Raw genomic sequence first — 21268 nt, forward strand, 5'->3', positions numbered from 1 at the left:
TGCATGTATTAGGCACGCCGCCAGCGTTCGTCCTGAGCCAGGATCAAACTCTCATGAAAGATTGTTTCATGAGCTTCTAGCTCATTTTATTGCTGACTTATTTATAGTAGTTCGCACTACTTTAAATTGTTTGGGTTGTTAACTTCTGTTAACTCCCTACACAAATTGGTTCGTCTTCTTTGTTCAGTTTTCAAAGGTCTATGTCGTTGCGTTTGCTGCAACTTTTATATCATATCACAAGCAATAAATGCTTGTCAATAGATTTTTAAAAAATAATTTTAGAGCATTTTGCCCTCCGTTGCTCTCTTGAAGCAACTCATATATAATAGCAACTCCCACTAACACTTGTCAATACTTTTTCAATAAAAAATAAAAAAACTTGTTCCCAAAGCGGAAACAAGTTAATAAACTGGTGGATAAATTGATATTAAAGTTTTTCTAGCATGTAATGGAAGGACTTATTTGTTTGTTTTTGTACCATTAAGACACCATCACCTAAAGGTAGGATACTAGTTTTTAAATCTGGATGGCCAGAAATTTCATCTAGCAGTAAATTTAACTTCTTATGGATTTTTCTAACGCGTTTAGGAATTGTCTCTAAATCATCGAAAACTGTTCCACCTTGGAAGATATCATCTATCATCAAGACGCCACCTACTCTTAAGCGGTCAATACAATAAGGGAAAAAATCGTAATATTTGGCTTTAGCAGAATCCATAAAGATAAAATCATAAGTTTTATCAAGCTGTGGCAGGATATCCACTGCATCCCCTTCTAGGATGGTGACTCGGTCTTCTACCCCTAGTCTAGCAAAATTCTCCTTGGCTTCATTAATCATTAAATCATAGCGATCAATGGTGTCCACATGTCGCTCTTCATGCCCATAAACCATTAGGCTAGCGGAAAATCCAATTGCCATGCCGACTTCAAGTATTTCTTTGGGCTGAATTAGACCTAAAAGAAAGTCTAAATAGACTGCTGTTTCATGAGGAATAATAGGAACACGGCGTTGGTGGGCGTTCATTTCTAAATCATAAATAGCCGCCGGAAAATCTCCTTGTCCATGACGCATAAAATTTAATATCCGTTCATCAACAACGGGACGGTCTAACATTTCGTTTAATTGTCGCTTCTCAGTCATTGTATCTACCCCTTATCTGTCATTCATTTAGAAACAAAAAGAGAGGCCGGGCTCCTAGCCTCACCCTCTCCATTATCAAAGCCGCATTAATAGTTATCTACTTACTATTAATCGACTAAATCGTCATTATCTTCTTCCGGATATTTTTCTTTGACTTGAATGCCACGAATTCGTCCATTTTCTACGGCAGTTGTCGTTAATTCATATTTACCTACACGGATAATTTCTTCAGCGCGGTCTTCCGGAAAATAACCCAAGCGTTCAATCATATAACCAGCAATAGTATCTGATTCTTCAGTGTCGACATCTTCCTTGAAGAGGATATTAAACTTATCAACTGGTAAGACACCGTTGATAATATAAGTCGTATCATTGATTTTCTTGTAAAGATGGGAGATTTCATCATACTCATCTTCGATATCTCCAACAATTTCTTCCAATAAGTCTTCTAAGGTGACAATACCAGCAACACCATTATACTCATCTTTTAAAACTGCCATATGCTGATGATTGCGCTTAAAATCAAGCAACAAGTCATCAATAAAAATAGTTTCTGGGGCAAAGTAAGCAGGCTTAGCAATCTCTTCAATTTGAATCCCTTCAAAACCTACCTTCTTAGCTGCTCGCAAGATATCCTTGGCATGCATAATCCCAATAATATTATCCTTATCATCTTCATAAACAGGGATGCGCGAATATTGAGAAGCCAAGACCTCTTGTAAGGCTTCTGCTTGGTCGTCTTCAATATCAACCATAAAAGTATCCGTACGTGGCGTCATCACTTCCTTGGCCAATTTTGTATCCAAAGAAAGAACCCCTTGCATCATACGGAATTCATCAAGGTCAATCACACCATCATTACGACCACTAGCGATAATGGCTTGCATTTCATTACGGGTCAAATGCTGATCCTTGTTGGTAAATTCAATCGGGGTAATACGTTTCAACAAAGACGTTGATGCTGACAACAACCAAACAAAAGGTTTAAATATTATTTGCAAAAAATTGATGCTAGGCGCAACAAATTTGGCATATTTTTCTGGCATTTGCATAGCCACTTGTTTAGGAAAGAGCTCCCCAAAAACCAAGGTGAAATAAGACAAGATCAAAGTCACTATAGCAGTCGCAATTGTCGCTCCTGCAGGAATTCCTGACAAGAGTGGCGCCAAATAAGAAACGAAAGTCGTTGACGCTGACGCTGAGGAGAAGAATCCTGCGAAGGTGATTCCTACTTGAATAGTCGATAAGAAGTCATCTGAATTCTCTAACAATTTTAATACCTGCCGAGCACGCTTATTGCCTTCCTCAGCTTCTTCCTTGAGTCGAGATTGGTTGACAGATACAAAGGCCAACTCGGCTCCCGCCAAATAAGCATTAATAGCGGTTAATATAATAATTAAAATAATCTGTCCGCTTAAATTCGCGGCCCCGGGGTCTTCCATAGTAAAGTGTCTCTCCTTTAAAAATCTTAGTATGAGTAGCTTAATTATAGACTTAGTGTAGCTCTTTTGCAAACCTCTTTTTAAGCAGGGCTCTAGTATCAAGACGCCAGTTCCCTCACCCTGAAATGATTGCTCATACAACAGAACACGCCAAATACAGTCTAGCCAATAATTAAGAAAAACCAGGCCAATATGACCTGGTTTTTTATACGACAACCCTAACAAGTGATGAAATGATTAACTAGGGGTGTGTCGGTTAAAATTTATTTTTTCAAACGGTTGATGCGGTTTTCATAAACATCAGCTGATGAATATTTAGTGTCGTTGAAGCCACAGAATGAATCCACTGGATCAACACCCTTGAAGGCTTCTTCACCTTGCATTAACTTATCAACCAAAATCTCTAAGTTAAATTCTTTGTCATCGTAAGCATTGATATAAGTTTGCACTTGAGGCACATCAGCCAAGGCAAACGGATGGTTAACAGAGATTTGGATAACAGGGACTTCATTGACATAGAACGGAATGTCAGGGGTACCCTTAGATGCAGGCCAAACTACACGTTGGTCAGTTGCAGCAGCAATCTTAGACAAGTTAATTGCTAAGTCATATTTATCTACCAAGTTAGCAATTGGTTGTTTTTGTGCGTAAACATTAGCAACCGCTGCAGCGCGTTCGTCTTCTGGTAATTTCATGATTTTTTCTTCAGTTGATTCCCAAATGGTTACATTGAAGCCACGTTCTTCCATCAATTTAGCCATAATTTCAACAGGGGACTCAGCAGAAGCAATCATTTGACCGAATCCAGTTTTAACCCCTTCGTTCAAGACAAGTAAAACATTCTTGTAACGTTCTGGTGTCACTGGGAAGACATCTGGTTGTTCATTCTTAACCAAGGTAATCGCATGGTCTGCCACTTCACGAGCCATTTCTTGGTGCTCGTCAGTTTTAATCTTAGCTAGGGCTTCTTCTTTTGGCGCTAGCAATGATTTAGGATCTTTTTCATGCAAGCCAATTGAAGCTTTTAATCCTAAAGTACGACGAAGGGCATCATGTAAGCGTTCGTCAGTAATGATACCATTTTCGTAACCTTCCTTCATCCAAGCGAAGTCTTCGTCTGGATCGTTGAAGAATAGGAACAAGTCACAACCCGCTTGGATAGCCATTGGTAGGGCATCCTTACGAGACATTGCTGAAGTTAAAGCAACCATGTGAGAAGCATCAGTAATGACCGCACCATTGAAGCCTAGTTCTTCTTTTAATAGGCCTTCAGTGACTTCATTTGAAAGTGTTGCTGGTAAATATTTTTCTGATAAAGTGGCATCTGGGTTAACTTTTTCTACCCAGTGAGGCAAGGCGATATGTCCAGCCATAACTCCAGGTAAACCAGCATCAATTAAGCCTTTGTAAATCTTACCGTAAGTTTCCATCCATTCGTCAACTGGCATTTCGTTAGGTGCGAATGAGAAGTGGTGGTCACGTTCGCTTTGACCATCACCTGGGAAGTGCTTAGCCATTGCTAGGATATTAGATTCTTCAATCCCTTTTAAGTACTCTAAAGAGTTCGCCAAAACTTTGTCCACATCGTTAGACCATGTACGGACAGAGATAATTGGGTTACGCCAGTTAGAAGTAATATCTACAATTGGCGCAAATGACATGTTACAGCCGATTGCTGCAGCTTCAACACCAGCTATACGTCCCATTTCGTAAGCATACTTAGGATCATTAGTAGCCGCAATTTTGACCTCATGACCAATGTAAGTACCGTCTTTAGCAGCCCCGTCTCCACCTGCTTCAGTGTTAGCAGCGATTAGAACAGGAATCTTAGAATTTTCTTGTAACACACGGTTTTGGTCATAAACCACATCAGCGTTAGATTTGTTGTAACGCACACCAGCAATGTGATAGTTGTCTAAGACATCTTTAAGGTAGTCTTCTTCAGTAGAAGCCCCCATGTTAAAGAATAATTGTCCAATCTTTTCGTCTAAAGACATATTAGCGATTGTGTCTTCAACCCATTGGATAGCTTTGTCATCCAAATTATAGGGTTGTTTGGTCAAATCAACAGTTGCCATAAAATTTTTCTCCTTTCAAGAACGTAAACGCTTTCCGAAGATCGCGTCAAGACTAATGTATTTTTGTTCACAACGCAATTATAACAAGTTTTTCAATAAATGTAACCCCTTTTCTAGGAAAAATATGAAATTTTATTAGAAAACCTGCAAATTATGCAAACTAATCCTAAAGCACAAAGAAAGATAGGCGAATGATTAGAATTGTGTTATACTTCAATGAGAAACTTCAAAAGTAAAGAGGCTCATCATGAATATAACAGACTATAGTATTAAAAAAGAGGATATTGTCTACGTCCATGAAGATTCCACTTTGAAGGAAGCCTTAGCATTAATGGAAACACATCATTTTCGTTGTATTCCTATCTTAGATAAATCAGCGACGCTTTTTCGGGGGACCATATATCGGCAGCATATTTACCAATATATTATCCAAAAAAAATCGTTAGATTTACCTGTTACCCATTTGCAAAAAAATGCCACTAAGTATATTTATGCTAATAGTTCCTTCTACCAAGTAATGTTTGCTGTACGTGACCTTCCCTACATCACTATTCTAAATCCTGACCATACCTTTTATGGAATTTTAACCCACCGGGCCTTTGAGACCGCCCTCTACCGAGCTTGGGGACTAAATGCTGATTCTTACATTTTAACCATTGAATTGCCACAAAATAAACGTGGCAGTCTAGCCAAGGTCACTCGTATTATCGGGCGGTATGTTTCCATTTCATCCATGATTTCTTGGGCGGATAAGGACCATAAAAAGAATTATATGACGATGAATCTAGATGAATCTTGTGATTTAGAAACCTTGCATAAAATTATCAATCGCTTAGAAGCACGCGATTTTCGCGTCTTATCCACCCAACACACCAAGGAAATTTTTCTATAAAAGCCAAAAATACGGCCCATCTGATTTTGCAGATGGGCCGTATTTTTAATTTACGCTCTATATTCAGTTTTTATCTGGTCTCCCAAAGTTAGTGTTGGCATGTGTTTTTCAAAATCCTAGGATATCTTAGCGATACCATTCGGACTTTGATCCAACGATGCAGCACTAAAGGACTTTGGTCACATCCTTTTTTATTTAAAGAAAGGATTGTTGGCTTTTTCTTCAGCAATACTTGTCGCCTGGCCATGACCAGGGAAGACCCGCACTTGATCTGGTAGAGTCAGCAAATGCTTTTTGATGCCACTGATTAAGCGGTCATGGTCGCCATCTTCTAAGTCAGTCCGCCCTATCGTGCCTTTGAACAAAGTATCCCCAGCAATAACAAAGTCATTAAAGATAAAGACTACCGAACCCGGTGAATGACCTGGTACATGAGCCAGTCGGAATTTAAAGCCAGCAATAGCATAGTCCCCTTCATGGTCCCAAAAATAAGTTGGAGTTGTGGCAGGATGGCTTTGCCGCTTTACTACCCAATTAGCCTCACTAGCATGTTGCCAAAGCGGAATTTGATAGTGGTCACGTAAAGCCTCGACTGCCAAGATATGATCAAAATGCGCATGGGTCAACAAGATGGCTTGCGGCCGCACATTCAACTGAGTGATTTCTTGAATCAAGAAATCAGCTTGGTCACCAGGATCAATAATCAAACATTGACCGTCATCCAAATAAATCAAATAACAATGTTCCCCGTAAGGACCGACAGTATAACGGGCGAGCTGCATAAGGGACCTCCTTATAAGATAAACATTAACGTTCTAATAATTTACGGAAGTTTACACGTTGATTTAACAATAACATCACGGGCGCTGTCACCGCTAAAATTAAAAGTTCACTCAAGAATAAAGTGAAGTAATTAAACCAAAATGGCAAATCTAAGACAAAGTATAACTCTAGTCCAATAATAAACATCATCACGGAAAAGACTAAAGTAATGACAGCCATTCGTTTTTTAGGATCAACAATACGCCGCATTAAGAATTCTGCAATAAAAAAGGAAACGGCCGTATGGAAAGTTCCAAAAATTAAATCTACAACCCCTAAGTCCGTTGAGAACAAGAGATTCGTCAAGAACACCCCGAGAATTACTCCCCATTTATAGTCCTTGTGGAAGGCACCTAAATGATTTAAGCCTTCCGCTAAACGAAACTGAATGGCACCAAAGCCAAAACTGGCAAAGGGCATAGTCAAAACAACATAGATGGCAGAAACCACCGCTAAATTCACTATCTTCTTACTATTCATATTTTTCCCCCTAGTTTTTTAATGTTGGATGGTTGCGAACAACATGATTAATTTTAGCACAGTTTTCCATCAGGAACAATTTGCTCAAAATACTCTTAGGAAGGATTCGATAGAAAAAGAGGTAGGGCCAAAAGCCCCACCTCTTCATATTATCCAAAGTATGCGTTTTTCATCGCATCCTCACAGTCGAGTTCTGAAAAACAGCCCCATCAGTATTTTCTGCAAATGAGTCAGTATTCTGCGAATACTTCCCATTTTCAGACAAATCCTTTGGGGCTAACCGTTTTTCATCTCATCCTATTTAGTCTTCAATATAGGTTTTTTTATCGGGAATTTCTTCTACAACAATCTCTTCTTGAGCCTTATCTTTCTTGGCAGCTCGTTTAATCAATGGTTTATTCACGCGTTTCGACCAGAAACCACCATGGATATAACGGGCATCATAAGAAATATAGAAGGCCTTCTCATCAATCTCATCAATAGTATTACGTAGGGTCAGTTCATTGGCCCGCGGTGTTAAGACAGTCAATACCAAACGGTCACCGTCCCGACCATAACCAGGTTGGATGGTAACCCCATAGCCCCGCTCACGCAATGCATTGGGTAAGGTATGGTCCGCTGATTGTGAGAAGATTTGAATCACTGAATAACCTAGAGCGAGACGGTCTTCAATCAGAATACCTAGGTAGATACCCACTCCAAAACCGGTCGCATAGGCTACGAGATAGACTGGATTGGACAGGTATTGAATCACTATTGATAGTCCTAAGGTATAGATAATAACCTCAACTACAGCAATAAAAGGCGCCACACGTCGGTAGCCTTTCATTACCAACAAGGTTCGGATGGTATTCAACATGATATACACTAGGTTGATACCAAAAATTTTAAAGAGTAACAGCCAATCCATTCTATAATGCCCTCCTTATGCTTTTTGCCGAGAAGGATCCATCTTTTGTTCGATATAACTCAATAACCAGTCCGTAACCATTGCCATTAGAGCAATTGGGATAACTCCCGCTAAAATAATCGAAGTTCCCTCAGAGGCATTTACCCCCCGAGTTAAGACGTCACCTAATCCACCAGCACCAACAAAGGTTCCGATTGTGGCAATTCCGATTCCAGTAATGAAAGCATTACGGATCCCCCCCATAATCACGGGTAAGGCTAAAGGAAACTCTACCTTAAAAATCAATTGCCACTTGGTCATTCCCATTCCTTTACCAACATCTACAATACCGGCATCCAAATTTTTAACGCCAGTGTAAGTGTTACGAATAATAGGTAACAAGGAATAGAGGAAGACAGTCAATACCACCAAGTTAGTACCAAGCCCTAAGACTAACATTAAGATAGACAACAAGGCAAGTTGCGGCACCGTTTGAATCAAGTTAGCGATGGTAATAATCCATTCTGACTTTTTGGGATTGTGAGCAATTAAAAATCCCAGCGGAATCGCCACAATCATAGCGAAAACCACTCCGTAAAAGGTCATTAAGAAATGCCGTAACATTTGGTCAAGAACATAGCCGCCATTGACTTGGAAATAATAAATCAATTGTTCCCATAAATTCAGCGTTGTAATATCTTGCATTATTCCAGCACCCCTTTCTCAACCGGTTCAACATAAGGTTCTTTGTCTTCAAAATAATTGTTTTCTTCCAAGAATTTAGTGGCCACCGTTTTAGGCTCTAACAAATATTCATCTGAAGTATAGTTCAACCGTTGCATATCTTCATCAGAAATTGTGCCTTCTAATTTCATCAAAATATTATCTAATTCTGGATATTCAGCTAAAATTTCATGATTGGCCACAGCTGACCCATCATAAGGCGGGAAGAGATGACGGTCATCTTCTAAAACAACTAAGTCTTCAGAAATAATCCGACCGTCAGTGGAATAACCTAATACCACATCCACCTCGTCATTGGCTACTGCCGTATAAACTAAACCAATTGACATTGGGTAGAGATTAGGCAAGCCAAAACCGTATGTTTCTTGGAAGGCAGCGTAACCATCACCGGCCCGAGAAATCCAAGAAGAGTCCACCCCAACATCAATGCTATCAGCATATTGCTCTAGATCAGAGACCTTTTCAAGTCCGTATTTTTCGGCATTTTCGCGAGTAACCATGAAGGCATAGGTATTGGCAAATCCATAAGATGGATACCATTTTTGGTCAAACGCTTCATCGAAGCCTTTGACAACAGTTTTAAAGGCAAGATCAGGATCAGTAATTGGGTCTTGTCCCAATTCTCCGGTCAAGGAAGTTCCAGTATATCGAACGGCAGAAACATTCGCATCGCCACCCATCAAAGCTTGGTGGTTCATAGTTGAACTTCCTAAGTTACTTACAATATTAACATCAGTATCAATATAGTGCTCAATCATTCCTTGCACGATATATCCCATAATCTGCATTTCTGTGGATCCACCTGAAGTAACCGTAATCGTTTGTCCCGTCAGATTACCACCTAAACCAGGTAGGGAACAGCCGGCCAATAAAATAAGTGACAGGGCAAGGAGGATTTTTTTCTTCATTTGTTTAAACATTAGCTCTCTCCTTTCTTAGAAGTCGTTCGTGGGCTTACCCAAACTTCTAATTTACCCATTAAGTAATCTGCCAACAAGGCTAAGATCGTCACTGGGATGGTCCCACCAAGAATTAATTCTGGCATAAAAAGGTTCAGACCATTAAAGATCATTTCACCTAAACCTCCACCACCGATATAAGCAGCCAGAGTAGTCCAAGAAATCACATAAACGGTCGATAAACGAATACCGGCCATAATAACTGGTACCGCTAAGGGAAGTTGGACCTGACGGATGACCTGCATTTGGGTCATTCCCATTCCTTTGGCAGCATCTAACAAGTTGCTACCAACCCCCTGCATACCTAAGTAGGTGTTCCGTAAAATTGGCAAGAGAGAGTAAATGAATAGGGCAATAATAGACGGTAAACGCCCAATTCCAAAGAAAGGAATCATCAAGGCTAAAAGAGCCAGGGTCGGAATCGTTTGTAAAACCGAAATAAAGTTAATCACACCATTGGCAATTTTAGGGAATTGAGAGAGTAGAATACCTAAGGGGACTGCCACAACCACTCCAAGCAATAAAGCAATAGCCGATAGACTAAGGTGGTCAATGGTCAACCGCAGCAACTCACTCCCATTGTTTTGGAAAAACGAAATCATTTATGGTCAACTCCTTCAGCTTGGTCCTTATGATCATGACTAGAGTGACTTTCCTCGCTAGAGGCAGAATCTGTCGCTTCTTCACCCTTGTCGCTAGATGAGTCATCACCCCAAACAGAATCATAAACAAGGTTAACCAAAGCAGCCCGGGTCACAATACCAGTTAACTCGTTCTTATCGTTAATAACCGGGACGTTTAGAACGCGACCTTTAAGAATACGTTGCATGGTATCTTGAACAAGTTCAGATTCTTTCACAGGACGATTAGCCGCATGCATCACATCAGACACTGACATATCGTAATCTGAACGGGCAGTAATATCAGACAAGGTAATAATGCCCTTGTAATGGTTACGGTCGTCAACTACAAACAAGGAGTCGACATTACTGTTACGCATGATGGTCAAGGCGTCAGACAAGGATTTACCAAGTGTGATAGTTAGTGGATTCTTACGCATAATATTACCCACTTGGATATAGTTGGTCTTAGCTTGCAAGAGACGGTCTTCACCCAAGAAACTACGCACATAGTCATTCGCTGGGTGACGCAAGATGTTTTCTGGGGTATCGTATTGCAAGAGATTCCCTTCATGCCAAATTGCAATACGGTCAGCCAAGTTCAAGGCTTCATCCATATCATGGGTCACGAAAACAAAGGTATTCCCATACTCTCTTTGTAATTCTTTCACTAAGTCTTGTAAGGCATCACGGGTAATCGGGTCTAAGGCACCAAATGGCTCATCCATTAATACAATTTCTGGATTCGCAGCTAAGGCACGAATAACCCCAATCCGTTGTTGTTGCCCACCAGACAATTCACCGGGGTAACGATCAAGGTATTCCTCTGGTAGCTCCACTCGGTCTAGAAGACGTTTAGCGGTTTCACGACACTTATCATCAGACCAACCTAACATCTTAGGAACCATCACGATATTGTCATAAACCGTCATGTGAGGCATTAGTCCAATTTGTTGGATAACATAACCGATTTGTCGACGGAGTTCCACAGGGTTTTTATCAATCGTTTTTTCACCATTGATATAGATGGCCCCTTCAGAAGGGTCGTGCATCCGGTTAATCATCCGTAAGGCAGTAGTTTTACCTGATCCAGAGGTCCCAATAAAGCAAACGAATTCGCCATCCTCTATGGTCAGATTAGCGTCCTTCACTGCTTGGACACCACCTGGATAAACTTTTTTCACATCTTTAAATTCAATCATTTCTCCAACTCCTGTTAAATGTTTTTTCAAATAATGCTCCATTATAACATTATCAAGAATCCCGGCAAATCGCTAGTTTTGAGGCAAAATTTACCAATATTTATTAAAAATATAAGGATTGAGACAAAATTATCCCCGACTAATCCTTATAAGCTTAAGACTTAAGCCGGTTTTTATCTAAAAACAATTATTGTTTGTCGTTTTTTCGTTTTCATCTCCAAATAGAAAAAGCACCAACCAAGGAATTGGCTGGTGCTTGCATTCAAAATAAGTGACTCAAAGATTGGTGTTTTCTTCTAAGACCACCTGAGCCACTGCATAATGGTGGCTATGGGAAATCGATAAGAAAGCAGCGCCCTTGAAATGAGGGCTTTGGATAGTAACTTGGCCACTGGACCCATAAGAAAGGCTAATGTCTAACCAAGAACATTGGCTACCAATACCGGTTCCTAGGGCTTTAGCATAAGCTTCTTTAGCGGCCCATCGCCCCGCTAAAAACTCTACTTGTCGTGACCAAGTGTTAAGTTGATGGTAATCCGCTTGTTCACTGATTGTTAAGAGGCGATCAATGAAACGAGGATTGCTGGCTGCTTGGTCAATTCGAGCGATCTCAATAATATCGATACCAATCCCATAAATCATAGTTAATCTCCTTAACTAATAAGCACTAGGTCTAAGCCCTATCTTAATGCCAAGTCTAGACTCTTATCTAGCGAATCTTGAAGCCTTTGCTTTGTTTGTGCTGACCACTTTTATTTGCTGGTTTACCTGGCTTCTTTCCTTTGCCTTTTTCTGCATGCTTGCCATTCTTACCATGGTTCTTATTCGAATGCTTGCCTTGCTTGTGGTTTTGGCGCTTACGATGACCACCCTGTTTATAATTCTTCCGACCCTTTTTATTACGATGCGGCAAGGTTTTTTCTGGGGTAATTTTAACCTTGACATCAGATGGGTCCTTAGTTAAGGCCTTCATTAAGGCATAAGCGAGTTGGTCTTGGGTGTATTGAGCGCCAAGATAAGCCACAGCATCTTCATACTTAGCCATATTTTCTTCGCTCTCAACTAGGTCGGCCACTCGGTCTACTGAAGCTCGCATTTGCCCAGTAAAGGCTTCTTCTGATGTTGGCGGACGCAATGGGGATAATTTCTTACGCGTCAGATTTTCAATGGTCCGTAAATAATCCATTTCATGGTTGATTACGAAGGTCACTGACATCCCTTCCTTACCGGCCCGACCCGTCCGTCCAATTCGGTGGACATAGCTCTCAGGGTCTTGAGGAATATCAAAATTATACACATGACTAACGCCACCAATGTCTAGACCACGCGCGGCCACATCGGTAGCCACTAAGATATTTAACTTACCAGCCTTGAAGTCTTTTAATACTTGTAGCCGTTTTTGTTGGGTCAAGTCTCCATGAATTCCTTCTGCAGTGTAGCCACGTTCAATCAAGCCACGAGCCACTTCGTCAACTCGTCGTTTGGTACGAGCAAAAACAATAGCCAAGTCAGGATTGTGAATATCAATAAAACGCGTCAAAATATCAAATTTCTCATAGTCCCGACACTTGGTAAAGTATTGGTCAATTAAGTCGGCCGTCATTTCCTTGGCTTCAATCTTGACATGGTGAGGATCCGTCATAAATTGTTGAGAAATTCGCTTGATTTCACTCGGTACAGTAGCTGAGAACAAGAGCGTTTGCCGTTGTTCTGGAACTTGTTTCAAGATGGCTTCAATATCATCAATAAAGCCCATATTCAGCATTTCGTCAGCTTCGTCAAGAACCACCGTTTCAATCGCGTCTAAACGTAACGCCTTCCGTTGAATTAAGTCCAACAAACGACCCGGCGTTCCCACGACTACACTAGGATGTTTCTTCAACAATTGGATTTGTCGTCCAATCGCCGCACCACCATAAACTGTAACCACCTTAGTTCCTTGGTGTTTACCTAGGTGATACATTTCTTCTCCAGTTTGGACTGCTAATTCCCGAGTGGGTTCAACAATCAAGGCCTGGATAGCTTCCTTATTAGTGTCTAGTTTCTCTAATAATGGCAAACCAAAAGCCGCTGTTTTCCCGGTTCCGGTTTGGGCTTGGCCAAAGATATCTTGGCCAGCTAAGGCCATAGGAATGGCCTGACTTTGAATAGGCGTCGTTTCTTCGAAGCCCATATCGTCAACGGCTTTAATTAAGGCCGCTGATAAATTTAATTCTGAAAATTTCATTGTTTCCTCCTTATAACTCAAGGAGTGCTCATTCAAATAAGTCACTGTTATCAGAAATACTTCCCTAATAAAAGCAAAGGAGACTGCCATCTGCACAGTCTCGTCCTTGAATTGACTTTTTAGTCATTGGGCAAGTGTTCTTACCCTATATGTCACTGAGTAATCCTTAAGCGCATTAAGCATAGCATAAGTCAGCTAGATAAACAAATCTTAGCTGACTCATAAGTTGATTATTTCTCTATATCAAGGCGTAAAGCATCCACTAATTCGAGTAAGCCCGTCCCATTGCTAGCCTTCACTAAGACTAAGTCTTGGGGCGCTAGGACAGCTTTTAGTGTGGCAATTAAAGCTTCCTTGTCATCTGGGAAGTAATGTAAGTTGTCACTTGTATAGCCTTTATCACTGAGCGCTGTTTCAAGAGCTTGCATTTCTGGTCCAAATAAGAAGACCTCAGAAAAAACTTCCTGGTCAATATCTTGGGCCACAGACGCATGCCAAGTAGCTGAATCCTCACCTAATTCCAACATATCCCCTAAAACAAGAACTTTCTTGGCACCATCATTACTAGGCAACATAGCCAAATTACTGATAACTGCCCGCATAGCAGAAGGATTGGCATTATAGGCATCATTTAGAATTTGCGCATCATTATAACCTTGGAACCATTCCATTCGATTAGCAGTGAGTTTGAAATGGGCTAATTTCTCTTGGACTTGTTCCATGGATAAGCCAAAGACATACGCGGTCGCCAAGGCATAGAGGGCATTTTGGACATTATAAGCCCCAGTTACAGGTAGATCCATATGACATGTTGGAGACAAGTTAGTTGTGAAACCTGCATGGTATTGGTCTAAAACAATATCCATGGCATAAACATTTTGTGTGTCAGATGTCCCTACAGAAATTAGATCTTGGGTCATTTGATTATTAAGTTCTTGGTTAATTAAATCCTCTTCACCTGGATAAATAAAGGTTCCATCCGCCTTCAATCCCGATAATATTTCGAGCTTGGCTTTAGCGATATTTTTTCTGGATCCTAAATATTCGATATGAGATTCGCCAATCATAGTGATAATAGCCACATCAGGCTGGGCTAAACGACTCAAGAGGTCAATTTCGCCTCGACCTGACATGCCCATTTCCAAGACCAAGACTTCTGTGGCTTCAGGCATCGCTAAGATTGTCATTGGTAGTCCAATTTCATTGTTGTAATTTCCTTCTGTCTTATGCACATTAAAGCCCGCTGATAAGACAGCAGCTGTCATGTCCTTAGTGGTCGTCTTACCAGAAGAACCGGTGACTGCCACAACTTTAGGGGCAATCTCTGCCAAGTAATATTGGGCTAAGTCTTGCAAGGCTTGTAAGGTGTCTTCCACCTGGATAACGCCGATATTCTTAGGAGCCTGGTCTAAATCCTTGGCCCAAAAGGTAGCCTTAGCCCCATTAGCAATGGCATCGTCAACAAAATCATGGCCATCCCTAATACCTTGCAAAGGCACAAACAAGCCATTTTCTTGGTTTTCCCGAGAATCAAAGGCCACCGAATCCACCGAATCAAATCGCATGGCGGAGCTATAATCAATGGCACCGACCGCTTTAACAATCTCGTTAATCTTTAATGGTCTCATAAAAACTCCTCTATTAATGTTAGTGTTCCACTTGATTTAAGCGTTTTTGCTTGGCTTCATATCTTGACAAGGCTAATTCTAACAAATCAGCAATCAATTGGCTATAGGACTTACCAGTGGCCTCCCATAAGCTAGGATACATAGAAAATTGGGTAAAGCCTGGCATAGTATTGACTTCATTGATGTAAATAGCTTCATCAGCAGTAATGAAGAAGTCACACCGGGTTAAGCCTGACCCATCAATAATGAGATAGGCGGCCTTGGCGTAATCTTGTAATTTGCTGACTAATTCTTTTGATAGCGGTGCTGGAATAGCCATTTCTACTGTATTATTAATATATTTCTCATCATAGTCATAGAAACCTTGTTCCTTAACCAATTCACCAGGAACAGAAACTTGGGGGTCATCATTGCCCATGACAGCTAATTCAATTTCACGCGCTCCGTCCAAGGCTTTTTCAAGGACCACACGACGGTCGAACTGCAAAGCTAAGTCGATAGCTGTTTTTAAGTCTTCACGACTATCCGCACGACTAATTCCCACACTAGACCCTAAGTTAGCTGGCTTAACAAAAACCGGTAAGTCCAAGTCATTAATCACGACATCCAAAGCCGCTTCTGGATCTTTTTCCCAGTCAGCAGCCCGTAAAGCATGGTAAGGCAATTGTGGAATACCCGCTTTTTCAAAGAGGTATTTGGAAATAATCTTATCCATAGCGGTGGCAGAAGCCAGCACACCAGCCCCCACATATGGGACGTTTAAACTCTCAAACAAACCTTGAATAGTACCATCTTCTCCGTTAGGTCCATGAAGAGCAGGAAAGACAATCGTGCTAGCATTCAAAACATCCGTGGGAACTACTGATAAACCCGTAGAATTCGCTTCTTTGAATTCTGCATGGTCAGCTGGACTTAAGTTAAAATCCCATCCCATTTGTGGCAACTTATTAAGTTTAGGCCCCGCTAACCAGTCCCCTTGTTGGGTAATATAAACAGGTTGTACAGTATATTTCATATAATCAATATTTTTGGCAATAGCTTGAGCAGTTAAGACTGAAATCTCATGTTCTGCACTCTTACCACCATAAATCAAAACAATTTCCATAGTTTCCTCCATTGTTATCCTTTATTTGTTCGTTTCTTCCTTTAATGTCCATGTACCTGTTTTAAAATTATAGGTAATGGTTCCGGCTCGTGGGCTGGTGCTGAGCTTAGGTAAGGTTGCCTCTATTTGGTCCCAAGCCACAATCAAGGGAAGCTCTACATGGTCAGCTGGTCCCGTTAAATGGCCAAGGTCGATAATGACCCCTTCAGTGAAGTAATCATAGAGCTTCTCAATAAAGGCCTGGCTGGGCGCTTGAATAGTAGGCTTATTCTTGATTGTGCGCTTAAACTTAAAGGCTGAGGCTTTGTCTACCTTGCCTTCGCTCACTGCCCGTCGTAAAGCCTGGGCAATTTGTCGATAAAAATCATCAATATAACGGTAATAGATTTTATAATAATTATGCTCAACCGGCAAATAAACAAAACGATTCTGTAATTTATAAAAAAACGGCGACCGTATCGCTTGATCCATGTGACTCAAATATAAGAGCTCTGCAATTTCGCTTGCTTGCAGACGATGAAGCAAATTATATGACTTAAAATCTACCCATTTGGCTTGTGTACTCTTTTTTCCTTCTTGCCGATTAAGATAGGAACTTACTCTATCTCTACCCAAAACCACATGAAATCTGGTATAATCATCAAATTGACCCTGATAATCGCTATGATTCAACAAGATCAAATTGCTCGGTTGATTTTCCCCATCAGCTAAGAAAAAATCAAGGCCCTTTGTTAAAATGTGGTTAGCTACGGGATTAAGTAGAATATATAGATATTTCTTTTCCAATCCTTGCACCCCCAAAATGTCACTTAATATCATAGCAAAAAAAGCGTGAAAACACTATAATTTTTGAAAGGACTTATAATGGAACTCATTGCCCTTCCCTATCAAAAACAATTCTATACTTATCTTCCGGCTAGTAATATTTATGGCCGCATCACGGTGGCTGACCTTCCGATTAGTTTCCATAACCTCTTAAACCAACAAAATGGGGGCTATTGCTCGGTAAGCTACTCCCCATCACCCCGACCCAGCCGTGATGCCCTGAATGCAGTCAACATTAGCTATATTGCCGGTATGTTTGACCAGAAAAAACCAGTTCCTGGCCAGGTTCCCAGCCTTTTTGCCCAAGACGAATTCTTCTGTAGGGACTATTTAGCGGCTAACAAGCTGATTTTCTTTGAGGACCAGGGACGGTGCGCCTACCTAGGATTCGATGACGATCATCCTTCCCAACATCCTTGGGTTGGCTATTATGACCACTTGCGCCAACAAGAATTCGGCTTAGCGGACTCTTTTGATGAATTTCTTAGCACCTTAGAAGACCGTCACTTCCATAGCCACCAACAGACACCTGGTTCCTACCATATTGGTAACCAACTCTTCTTAAAAGCAAAAAGCAGTCAAGACATCCAAAATGCTTTTAGCTACGGTCTTGGAGTCAATGATGACTACTGGCTAAACCTGTGGCGCACATACCTAGTCAAGACAAGTTGACTCCTTATAATCTTCTTAGATTTTAGATTAGGGACGAAAACAATTACATCCTATTCTTCATCTTCCAAACGATATTGTTTTACTGTATACTATAAAAAAAGGGCTGGGACTTAATCCCAACCCTGCGCTAGCTGCCAACTAACTAATATGGAGAAAATCGTTTAGTCAAAACGTATGAAGGTTAACTAATTTAAGACAGCTAGCATCGGGCAGTTTTCCTGCCCTTTTTATTTACTCAATACTCCCTACACGACAAGGAGTCATTCAGTAAAGGAAATTCTCATTTCCTACTTTCACACTAACACTATTAAAACAATAATGGAAGTAATAGCCATCACCTTAGTGCGCCCTATCCATCAAATACAAAATCGATACATAAAAAGAGGCTGGGATTTTATCCCAACCTCTTTCTTTATCGCTTGATTGCTTATTTGTCTTCTGGTTTGGCATTGGCGTCTGTAAAACCGTATTTTTTGTTGAAACGGTCCACACGTCCATCTGCTTGGGTGAATTTTTGACGTCCAGTGTAGAATGGGTGAGAATCTGAACTGATTTCCACACGAATCAATGGATAAGTGTTACCATCTTCCCATTCAACAGTTTCTTCTGAGTTCTTAGTTGAACCAGATAAGAATTTATAGCCTGTTGATGTGTCCATAAATACAACTGGATGATATTCTGGATGGATATTTGCTTGCATGTTTTTCTCTCCTTTTCGCCCTAAACTATTTGCTAGTCTAGAGATTATTTTGACATAACATCGGTTATTCTACCACATGTGTATGCCCTATGCAAGACTATTTTCTTGGTTTTCTATTTTTCCCAAAAACTTGCAAACGGTCAAGAAATTGTTGGTTGTTCTTCGTTTTTTGCATTTCATCGATAAAATCTTCGGTAAAGGTCATAGTGTCATGGCGCATGGCCCGACGAAATTGGAAAATGGCATGTTGTTGATCCTTATCTAAGAGTAGATCATCACGCCGGGTGCCTGACTTGGCAATATCGATAGCAGGATAAATCCGCCGCTCAGCTAATTCTCGATTGAGATGTAATTCCATATTTCCAGTGCCCTTGAATTCTTCATAAATCATATCGTCCATCCGTGATCCGGTATCCACTAAGGCTGTAGCTAAAATTGTTAGGCTTCCCCCATCTTCAATATTACGGGCTGACCCGAAAAAGCGTTTAGGTCGGTAAAAGGCCGCTGGATCAATCCCACCAGACAAAGTACGTCCTGAAGGCTTTTCGACCAAGTTATAGGCGCGGGCTAAACGAGTAATGGAATCCATCAAAATAATCACATCTCGCTTGGATTCAACCAAACGACGGGCCCGTTCCAAGACTAATTCCGCTACCCGAACATGGTTTTGTGGACGTTGGTCAAAGGTTGATGAAACAACATCAGCTTGGACAGCACGCTCGATATCGGTCACTTCTTCTGGCCGTTCATCAATCAGCAGGATGATAAGCTCGGCATCGGGATGATTACGGCTTACAGAATTGGCAATTTCCTTAATCACCGAAGTTTTTCCTGCTTTCGGTGGCGCAACAATTAATCCCCTTTGCCCAAAACCGACTGGTGCCACTAAATCCATCATTCGCGTCGCTAAGCGATTAGGCGCTGACTCCAAGTGAATCTTACTATCCGGATATATTGGCGTCAAAGCAGGGAAATGAGACCGTTCCTTGGCCTCATCCGGATCCGTGCCATTAACCTTATAAACATGCATCAAACCATTATACCGCTCGCTAGACTTAGGTGGGCGCGCTGTTCCAGCCACCATATCCCCATTCCGCAAACCAAAACGTTTAATCTGAGAGTTAGAAATGTAGATATCTTCTTGACTAGGAGAGTAGTTAATCGGTCGCAAAAAGCCATATTCTGTGCCCGTGATATCTAATACCCCTGCCACGGTAAAGTATCCCTGGTCTTCTTCCTGGGCACGCAAGACTGACATGATCAATTCTTTTTTATTCATTTGACTGTAATAGGGAATCTTATAATGACGGGCATAGGCATAAATCTCCTTGAGCGTCATTTTCTTGAGCGCAGCTAATGTTAAATTAGGGTCTTTATCTGCCATGGTTTTCCTCCTAAAGAAGGTGGCGAGCACAGATACTCCCCACCTAAACACATATAATCAATGGTAGCTTAGTCTTCGATAAAACGAATATCAGCACCTAGTCCATTGAACTTATCAATAATATGGTCATAACCACGCAAGATGTTTTCTACGCCGGTCAAAGTTGTTTGTCCTTGAGCAATCAAGCCAGCATTAATTAAGCAAGCCCCTGCACGTAAGTCAGACGCCCGTACTTCAGCACCGGTTAATTGATTAGGCCCTTCCATAAAAATTTGGTCATTGTTGACTTTAGCCTTAGCGCCCATTCGTTGTAGTTCAGGGATATGGTTAACCCGTTTAGGATAAATGGTATCTTCAATCTGTCCATGACCCTCAGCCATTAGTAGTAACGGCGTAATAGGTTGTTGGAGGTCCGTTGCAAAGCCAGGATAAGGCATCGTTTTAATATCTACCATTTTTAAGTTAGCTTGTTTGGGATGGACGTAGATACTTTCCTCAGTGATATCAAGCTTAACGCCCATCTCATTGAGCTTAGCTACGAAGCTTTCAATGTGTTCATAAATAACATTATTCACCTTAACCCCTTGACCAATAGCAGCAGCTGCTGACAAATAAGTCCCTGCTTCAATACGGTCAGGAATAATTTGATGACTCACTCCGTTTAAATGGTCAACACCTTGTACACGGATAGTGGACGTTCCAGCGCCCTTGATATTGGCCCCCATCTTATTTAGTAAGTTCACTACATCGATAATTTCCGGTTCCCGGGCAGCATTTTCAATCACTGTCTCACCCTTGGCCTTGACTGCTGCTAGGAGGATATTAATCGTTGCACCCACGCTGACCATATCCAAATAAATATCTGCACCAGTTAAATGACCTTGTGGCGAAGACAAATGCATGGCACCCATTTCATTATCGACTTGGGCCCCCAACATTTCAAAACCTTTAATATGTAGGTCCATTGGGCGTGGGCCAAGCGAACATCCGCCTGGCAAGCCAACAACACCTTCACCATATTTACTCAATAAGGCGCCCATAAAATAGTAAGATGCGCGTAAGCTTTGGATCTTACCATCTGGCATCGGGATATTTTGCATTCCCTGCGGATCAATACGCAATACATTATCCTGGAAGAAAACTTGGCAACCAAAGTCAGTCAAAATTTCCATCAAGGCATGGACATCTTGAATATCCGGTACCCCTTCTAATACCACCTCAGAATCCGCCATAATGGCAGCTGGTATTAGGGCCACTGCACTATTCTTAGCTCCAGAAACCGTGACTTCACCCGCTAAAGGCTTTCCTCCATTGATAATAAACTTCTTCATGAAAACAATATCCTTTCAAAACTTGTCTAATTTTTTCGGTGATTTAAGCATATACAAAAATCATTATACCTAATTTTGTGCGCTGGCACTAGCTTTTCAACCAGTATTAATATATTTTTAAAAAAAG

20 protein-coding genes, 1 rRNA gene and 1 riboswitch are annotated in these 21268 nt (G+C 41.1%); of the genes, 2 read left to right on the forward strand and 19 right to left on the reverse strand.

Annotation, left to right across the window (positions count from 1 at the left end; translation table 11 throughout):
- The 4 genes from OW157_RS06230 to OW157_RS06245 form a co-directional block, all read right to left on the reverse strand.
- A 16S ribosomal RNA gene (locus OW157_RS06230) occupies window positions 1-59 on the reverse strand; the annotation flags it as partial.
- A gap of 368 nt (window positions 60-427) precedes the next feature.
- Window positions 428-1141 carry an O-methyltransferase gene (locus OW157_RS06235; protein ID WP_268752490.1) on the reverse strand — a complete coding sequence of 238 codons (714 nt, stop codon included), beginning with the start codon at window positions 1139-1141 and terminating at the stop codon, window positions 428-430.
- Window positions 1142-1248: 107 nt separating this feature from the next.
- Window positions 1249-2583, reverse strand: coding sequence for a hemolysin family protein (locus OW157_RS06240; protein WP_268752491.1), 1335 nt, complete (start codon window positions 2581-2583; stop codon window positions 1249-1251).
- Window positions 2584-2846: 263 nt separating this feature from the next.
- A complete protein-coding gene (locus OW157_RS06245; RefSeq protein WP_268752492.1) occupies window positions 2847-4661 on the reverse strand; it encodes a glycoside hydrolase family 3 protein in 1815 nt (604 codons plus the stop codon).
- Window positions 4662-4908: 247 nt separating this feature from the next.
- On the opposite strand from OW157_RS06245, the gene cbpA reads away from it, so the two are divergent.
- Window positions 4909-5553: a cyclic di-AMP binding protein CbpA gene (gene cbpA, locus OW157_RS06250; protein WP_268752493.1), complete on the forward strand. Its 645-nt coding sequence runs from the start codon at window positions 4909-4911 to the stop codon at window positions 5551-5553.
- Between the two features lie 191 nt (window positions 5554-5744).
- Here cbpA and OW157_RS06255 read toward each other — a convergent pair whose 3' ends face one another.
- The 12 genes from OW157_RS06255 to OW157_RS06310 all read right to left on the reverse strand — a co-directional run bounded on the left by OW157_RS06255 (window position 5745) and on the right by OW157_RS06310 (window position 17015).
- On the reverse strand, window positions 5745-6335 hold the full coding sequence (locus OW157_RS06255; protein ID WP_268752494.1) for an MBL fold metallo-hydrolase: 591 nt from the start codon (window positions 6333-6335) through the stop codon (window positions 5745-5747).
- A gap of 25 nt (window positions 6336-6360) precedes the next feature.
- A complete protein-coding gene (locus OW157_RS06260) occupies window positions 6361-6855 on the reverse strand; it encodes a QueT transporter family protein (RefSeq protein ID WP_268752495.1) in 495 nt (164 codons plus the stop codon).
- Between the two features lie 4 nt (window positions 6856-6859).
- A riboswitch (PreQ1 riboswitch) is annotated at window positions 6860-6904 on the reverse strand.
- Between the two features lie 252 nt (window positions 6905-7156).
- A complete protein-coding gene (locus OW157_RS06265; protein ID WP_268752496.1) occupies window positions 7157-7765 on the reverse strand; it encodes a DUF2179 domain-containing protein in 609 nt (202 codons plus the stop codon).
- A 15-nt stretch (window positions 7766-7780) separates the two neighbouring features.
- A complete protein-coding gene (locus OW157_RS06270; protein ID WP_326938042.1) occupies window positions 7781-8449 on the reverse strand; it encodes an ABC transporter permease in 669 nt (222 codons plus the stop codon).
- Window positions 8449-9408: an osmoprotectant ABC transporter substrate-binding protein gene (locus tag OW157_RS06275; RefSeq protein WP_268752497.1), complete on the reverse strand. Its 960-nt coding sequence runs from the start codon at window positions 9406-9408 to the stop codon at window positions 8449-8451. The genes OW157_RS06270 and OW157_RS06275 overlap by 1 nt, the downstream gene beginning before the upstream one ends.
- Complete coding sequence (locus OW157_RS06280) at window positions 9408-10049, reverse strand: ABC transporter permease (RefSeq protein ID WP_268752498.1); 642 nt, start codon at window positions 10047-10049, stop codon at window positions 9408-9410. The genes OW157_RS06275 and OW157_RS06280 overlap by 1 nt, the downstream gene beginning before the upstream one ends.
- Window positions 10046-11269: an ABC transporter ATP-binding protein gene (locus OW157_RS06285; protein WP_268752499.1), complete on the reverse strand. Its 1224-nt coding sequence runs from the start codon at window positions 11267-11269 to the stop codon at window positions 10046-10048. The genes OW157_RS06280 and OW157_RS06285 overlap by 4 nt, the downstream gene beginning before the upstream one ends.
- Before the next feature lie 276 nt (window positions 11270-11545).
- Complete coding sequence (acpS, locus tag OW157_RS06290; RefSeq protein WP_268752500.1) at window positions 11546-11911, reverse strand: holo-ACP synthase; 366 nt, start codon at window positions 11909-11911, stop codon at window positions 11546-11548.
- 67 nt (window positions 11912-11978) lie between these two features.
- A complete protein-coding gene (gene cshA, locus OW157_RS06295; RefSeq protein ID WP_268752501.1) occupies window positions 11979-13496 on the reverse strand; it encodes a degradosome RNA helicase CshA in 1518 nt (505 codons plus the stop codon).
- 230 nt (window positions 13497-13726) lie between these two features.
- Entirely contained in the window at window positions 13727-15124 is a 1398-nt protein-coding gene (locus tag OW157_RS06300; protein WP_268752502.1) for a UDP-N-acetylmuramoyl-tripeptide--D-alanyl-D-alanine ligase, read from the reverse strand.
- Between the two features lie 19 nt (window positions 15125-15143).
- Window positions 15144-16229: a D-alanine--D-alanine ligase gene (locus OW157_RS06305; RefSeq protein ID WP_268752503.1), complete on the reverse strand. Its 1086-nt coding sequence runs from the start codon at window positions 16227-16229 to the stop codon at window positions 15144-15146.
- 21 nt (window positions 16230-16250) lie between these two features.
- The gene (locus OW157_RS06310) at window positions 16251-17015 is read right to left on the reverse strand and encodes a hypothetical protein (RefSeq protein ID WP_268752504.1); all 765 of its coding nucleotides are present in this window, start codon (window positions 17013-17015) and stop codon (window positions 16251-16253) included.
- Between the two features lie 78 nt (window positions 17016-17093).
- Here OW157_RS06310 and OW157_RS06315 point away from each other — a divergent pair, with 78 nt between their 5' ends.
- On the forward strand, window positions 17094-17726 hold the full coding sequence (locus tag OW157_RS06315; RefSeq protein ID WP_268752505.1) for an SMI1/KNR4 family protein: 633 nt from the start codon (window positions 17094-17096) through the stop codon (window positions 17724-17726).
- Window positions 17727-18153: 427 nt separating this feature from the next.
- On the opposite strand, the gene OW157_RS06320 is transcribed toward OW157_RS06315, so the two are convergent.
- The 3 genes from OW157_RS06320 to OW157_RS06330 all read right to left on the reverse strand — a co-directional run bounded on the left by OW157_RS06320 (window position 18154) and on the right by OW157_RS06330 (window position 21141).
- Window positions 18154-18426: a type B 50S ribosomal protein L31 gene (locus tag OW157_RS06320; protein WP_268752506.1), complete on the reverse strand. Its 273-nt coding sequence runs from the start codon at window positions 18424-18426 to the stop codon at window positions 18154-18156.
- A gap of 97 nt (window positions 18427-18523) precedes the next feature.
- The gene (rho, locus tag OW157_RS06325) at window positions 18524-19810 is read right to left on the reverse strand and encodes a transcription termination factor Rho (RefSeq protein WP_268752507.1); all 1287 of its coding nucleotides are present in this window, start codon (window positions 19808-19810) and stop codon (window positions 18524-18526) included.
- Window positions 19811-19878: 68 nt separating this feature from the next.
- On the reverse strand, window positions 19879-21141 hold the full coding sequence (locus tag OW157_RS06330) for a UDP-N-acetylglucosamine 1-carboxyvinyltransferase (RefSeq protein WP_268752508.1): 1263 nt from the start codon (window positions 21139-21141) through the stop codon (window positions 19879-19881).
- Window positions 21142-21268: the final 127 nt, after the last annotated feature.

The organism is Aerococcus kribbianus (assembly GCF_026805545.1).
Taxonomy (GTDB): Bacteria; Bacillota; Bacilli; order Lactobacillales; family Aerococcaceae; genus Aerococcus; species Aerococcus kribbianus.

Coding starts and splice junctions, on each gene's coding strand:
- OW157_RS06235 (WP_268752490.1), bottom strand. CDS start 1,141: ATGACTGAGAAGCGACAATTAAACGAAATGTTAGACCGTCCCGTTGTT.
- OW157_RS06240 (WP_268752491.1), bottom strand. CDS start 2,583: ATGGAAGACCCCGGGGCCGCGAATTTAAGCGGACAGATTATTTTAATT.
- OW157_RS06245 (WP_268752492.1), bottom strand. CDS start 4,661: ATGGCAACTGTTGATTTGACCAAACAACCCTATAATTTGGATGACAAA.
- cbpA (WP_268752493.1), top strand. CDS start 4,909: ATGAATATAACAGACTATAGTATTAAAAAAGAGGATATTGTCTACGTC.
- OW157_RS06255 (WP_268752494.1), bottom strand. CDS start 6,335: ATGCAGCTCGCCCGTTATACTGTCGGTCCTTACGGGGAACATTGTTAT.
- OW157_RS06260 (WP_268752495.1), bottom strand. CDS start 6,855: ATGAATAGTAAGAAGATAGTGAATTTAGCGGTGGTTTCTGCCATCTAT.
- OW157_RS06265 (WP_268752496.1), bottom strand. CDS start 7,765: ATGGATTGGCTGTTACTCTTTAAAATTTTTGGTATCAACCTAGTGTAT.
- OW157_RS06270 (WP_326938042.1), bottom strand. CDS start 8,449: ATGCAAGATATTACAACGCTGAATTTATGGGAACAATTGATTTATTAT.
- OW157_RS06275 (WP_268752497.1), bottom strand. CDS start 9,408: ATGTTTAAACAAATGAAGAAAAAAATCCTCCTTGCCCTGTCACTTATT.
- OW157_RS06280 (WP_268752498.1), bottom strand. CDS start 10,049: ATGATTTCGTTTTTCCAAAACAATGGGAGTGAGTTGCTGCGGTTGACC.
- OW157_RS06285 (WP_268752499.1), bottom strand. CDS start 11,269: ATGATTGAATTTAAAGATGTGAAAAAAGTTTATCCAGGTGGTGTCCAA.
- acpS (WP_268752500.1), bottom strand. CDS start 11,911: ATGATTTATGGGATTGGTATCGATATTATTGAGATCGCTCGAATTGAC.
- cshA (WP_268752501.1), bottom strand. CDS start 13,496: ATGAAATTTTCAGAATTAAATTTATCAGCGGCCTTAATTAAAGCCGTT.
- OW157_RS06300 (WP_268752502.1), bottom strand. CDS start 15,124: ATGAGACCATTAAAGATTAACGAGATTGTTAAAGCGGTCGGTGCCATT.
- OW157_RS06305 (WP_268752503.1), bottom strand. CDS start 16,229: ATGGAAATTGTTTTGATTTATGGTGGTAAGAGTGCAGAACATGAGATT.
- OW157_RS06315 (WP_268752505.1), top strand. CDS start 17,094: ATGGAACTCATTGCCCTTCCCTATCAAAAACAATTCTATACTTATCTT.
- OW157_RS06320 (WP_268752506.1), bottom strand. CDS start 18,426: ATGCAAGCAAATATCCATCCAGAATATCATCCAGTTGTATTTATGGAC.
- rho (WP_268752507.1), bottom strand. CDS start 19,810: ATGGCAGATAAAGACCCTAATTTAACATTAGCTGCGCTCAAGAAAATG.
- OW157_RS06330 (WP_268752508.1), bottom strand. CDS start 21,141: ATGAAGAAGTTTATTATCAATGGAGGAAAGCCTTTAGCGGGTGAAGTC.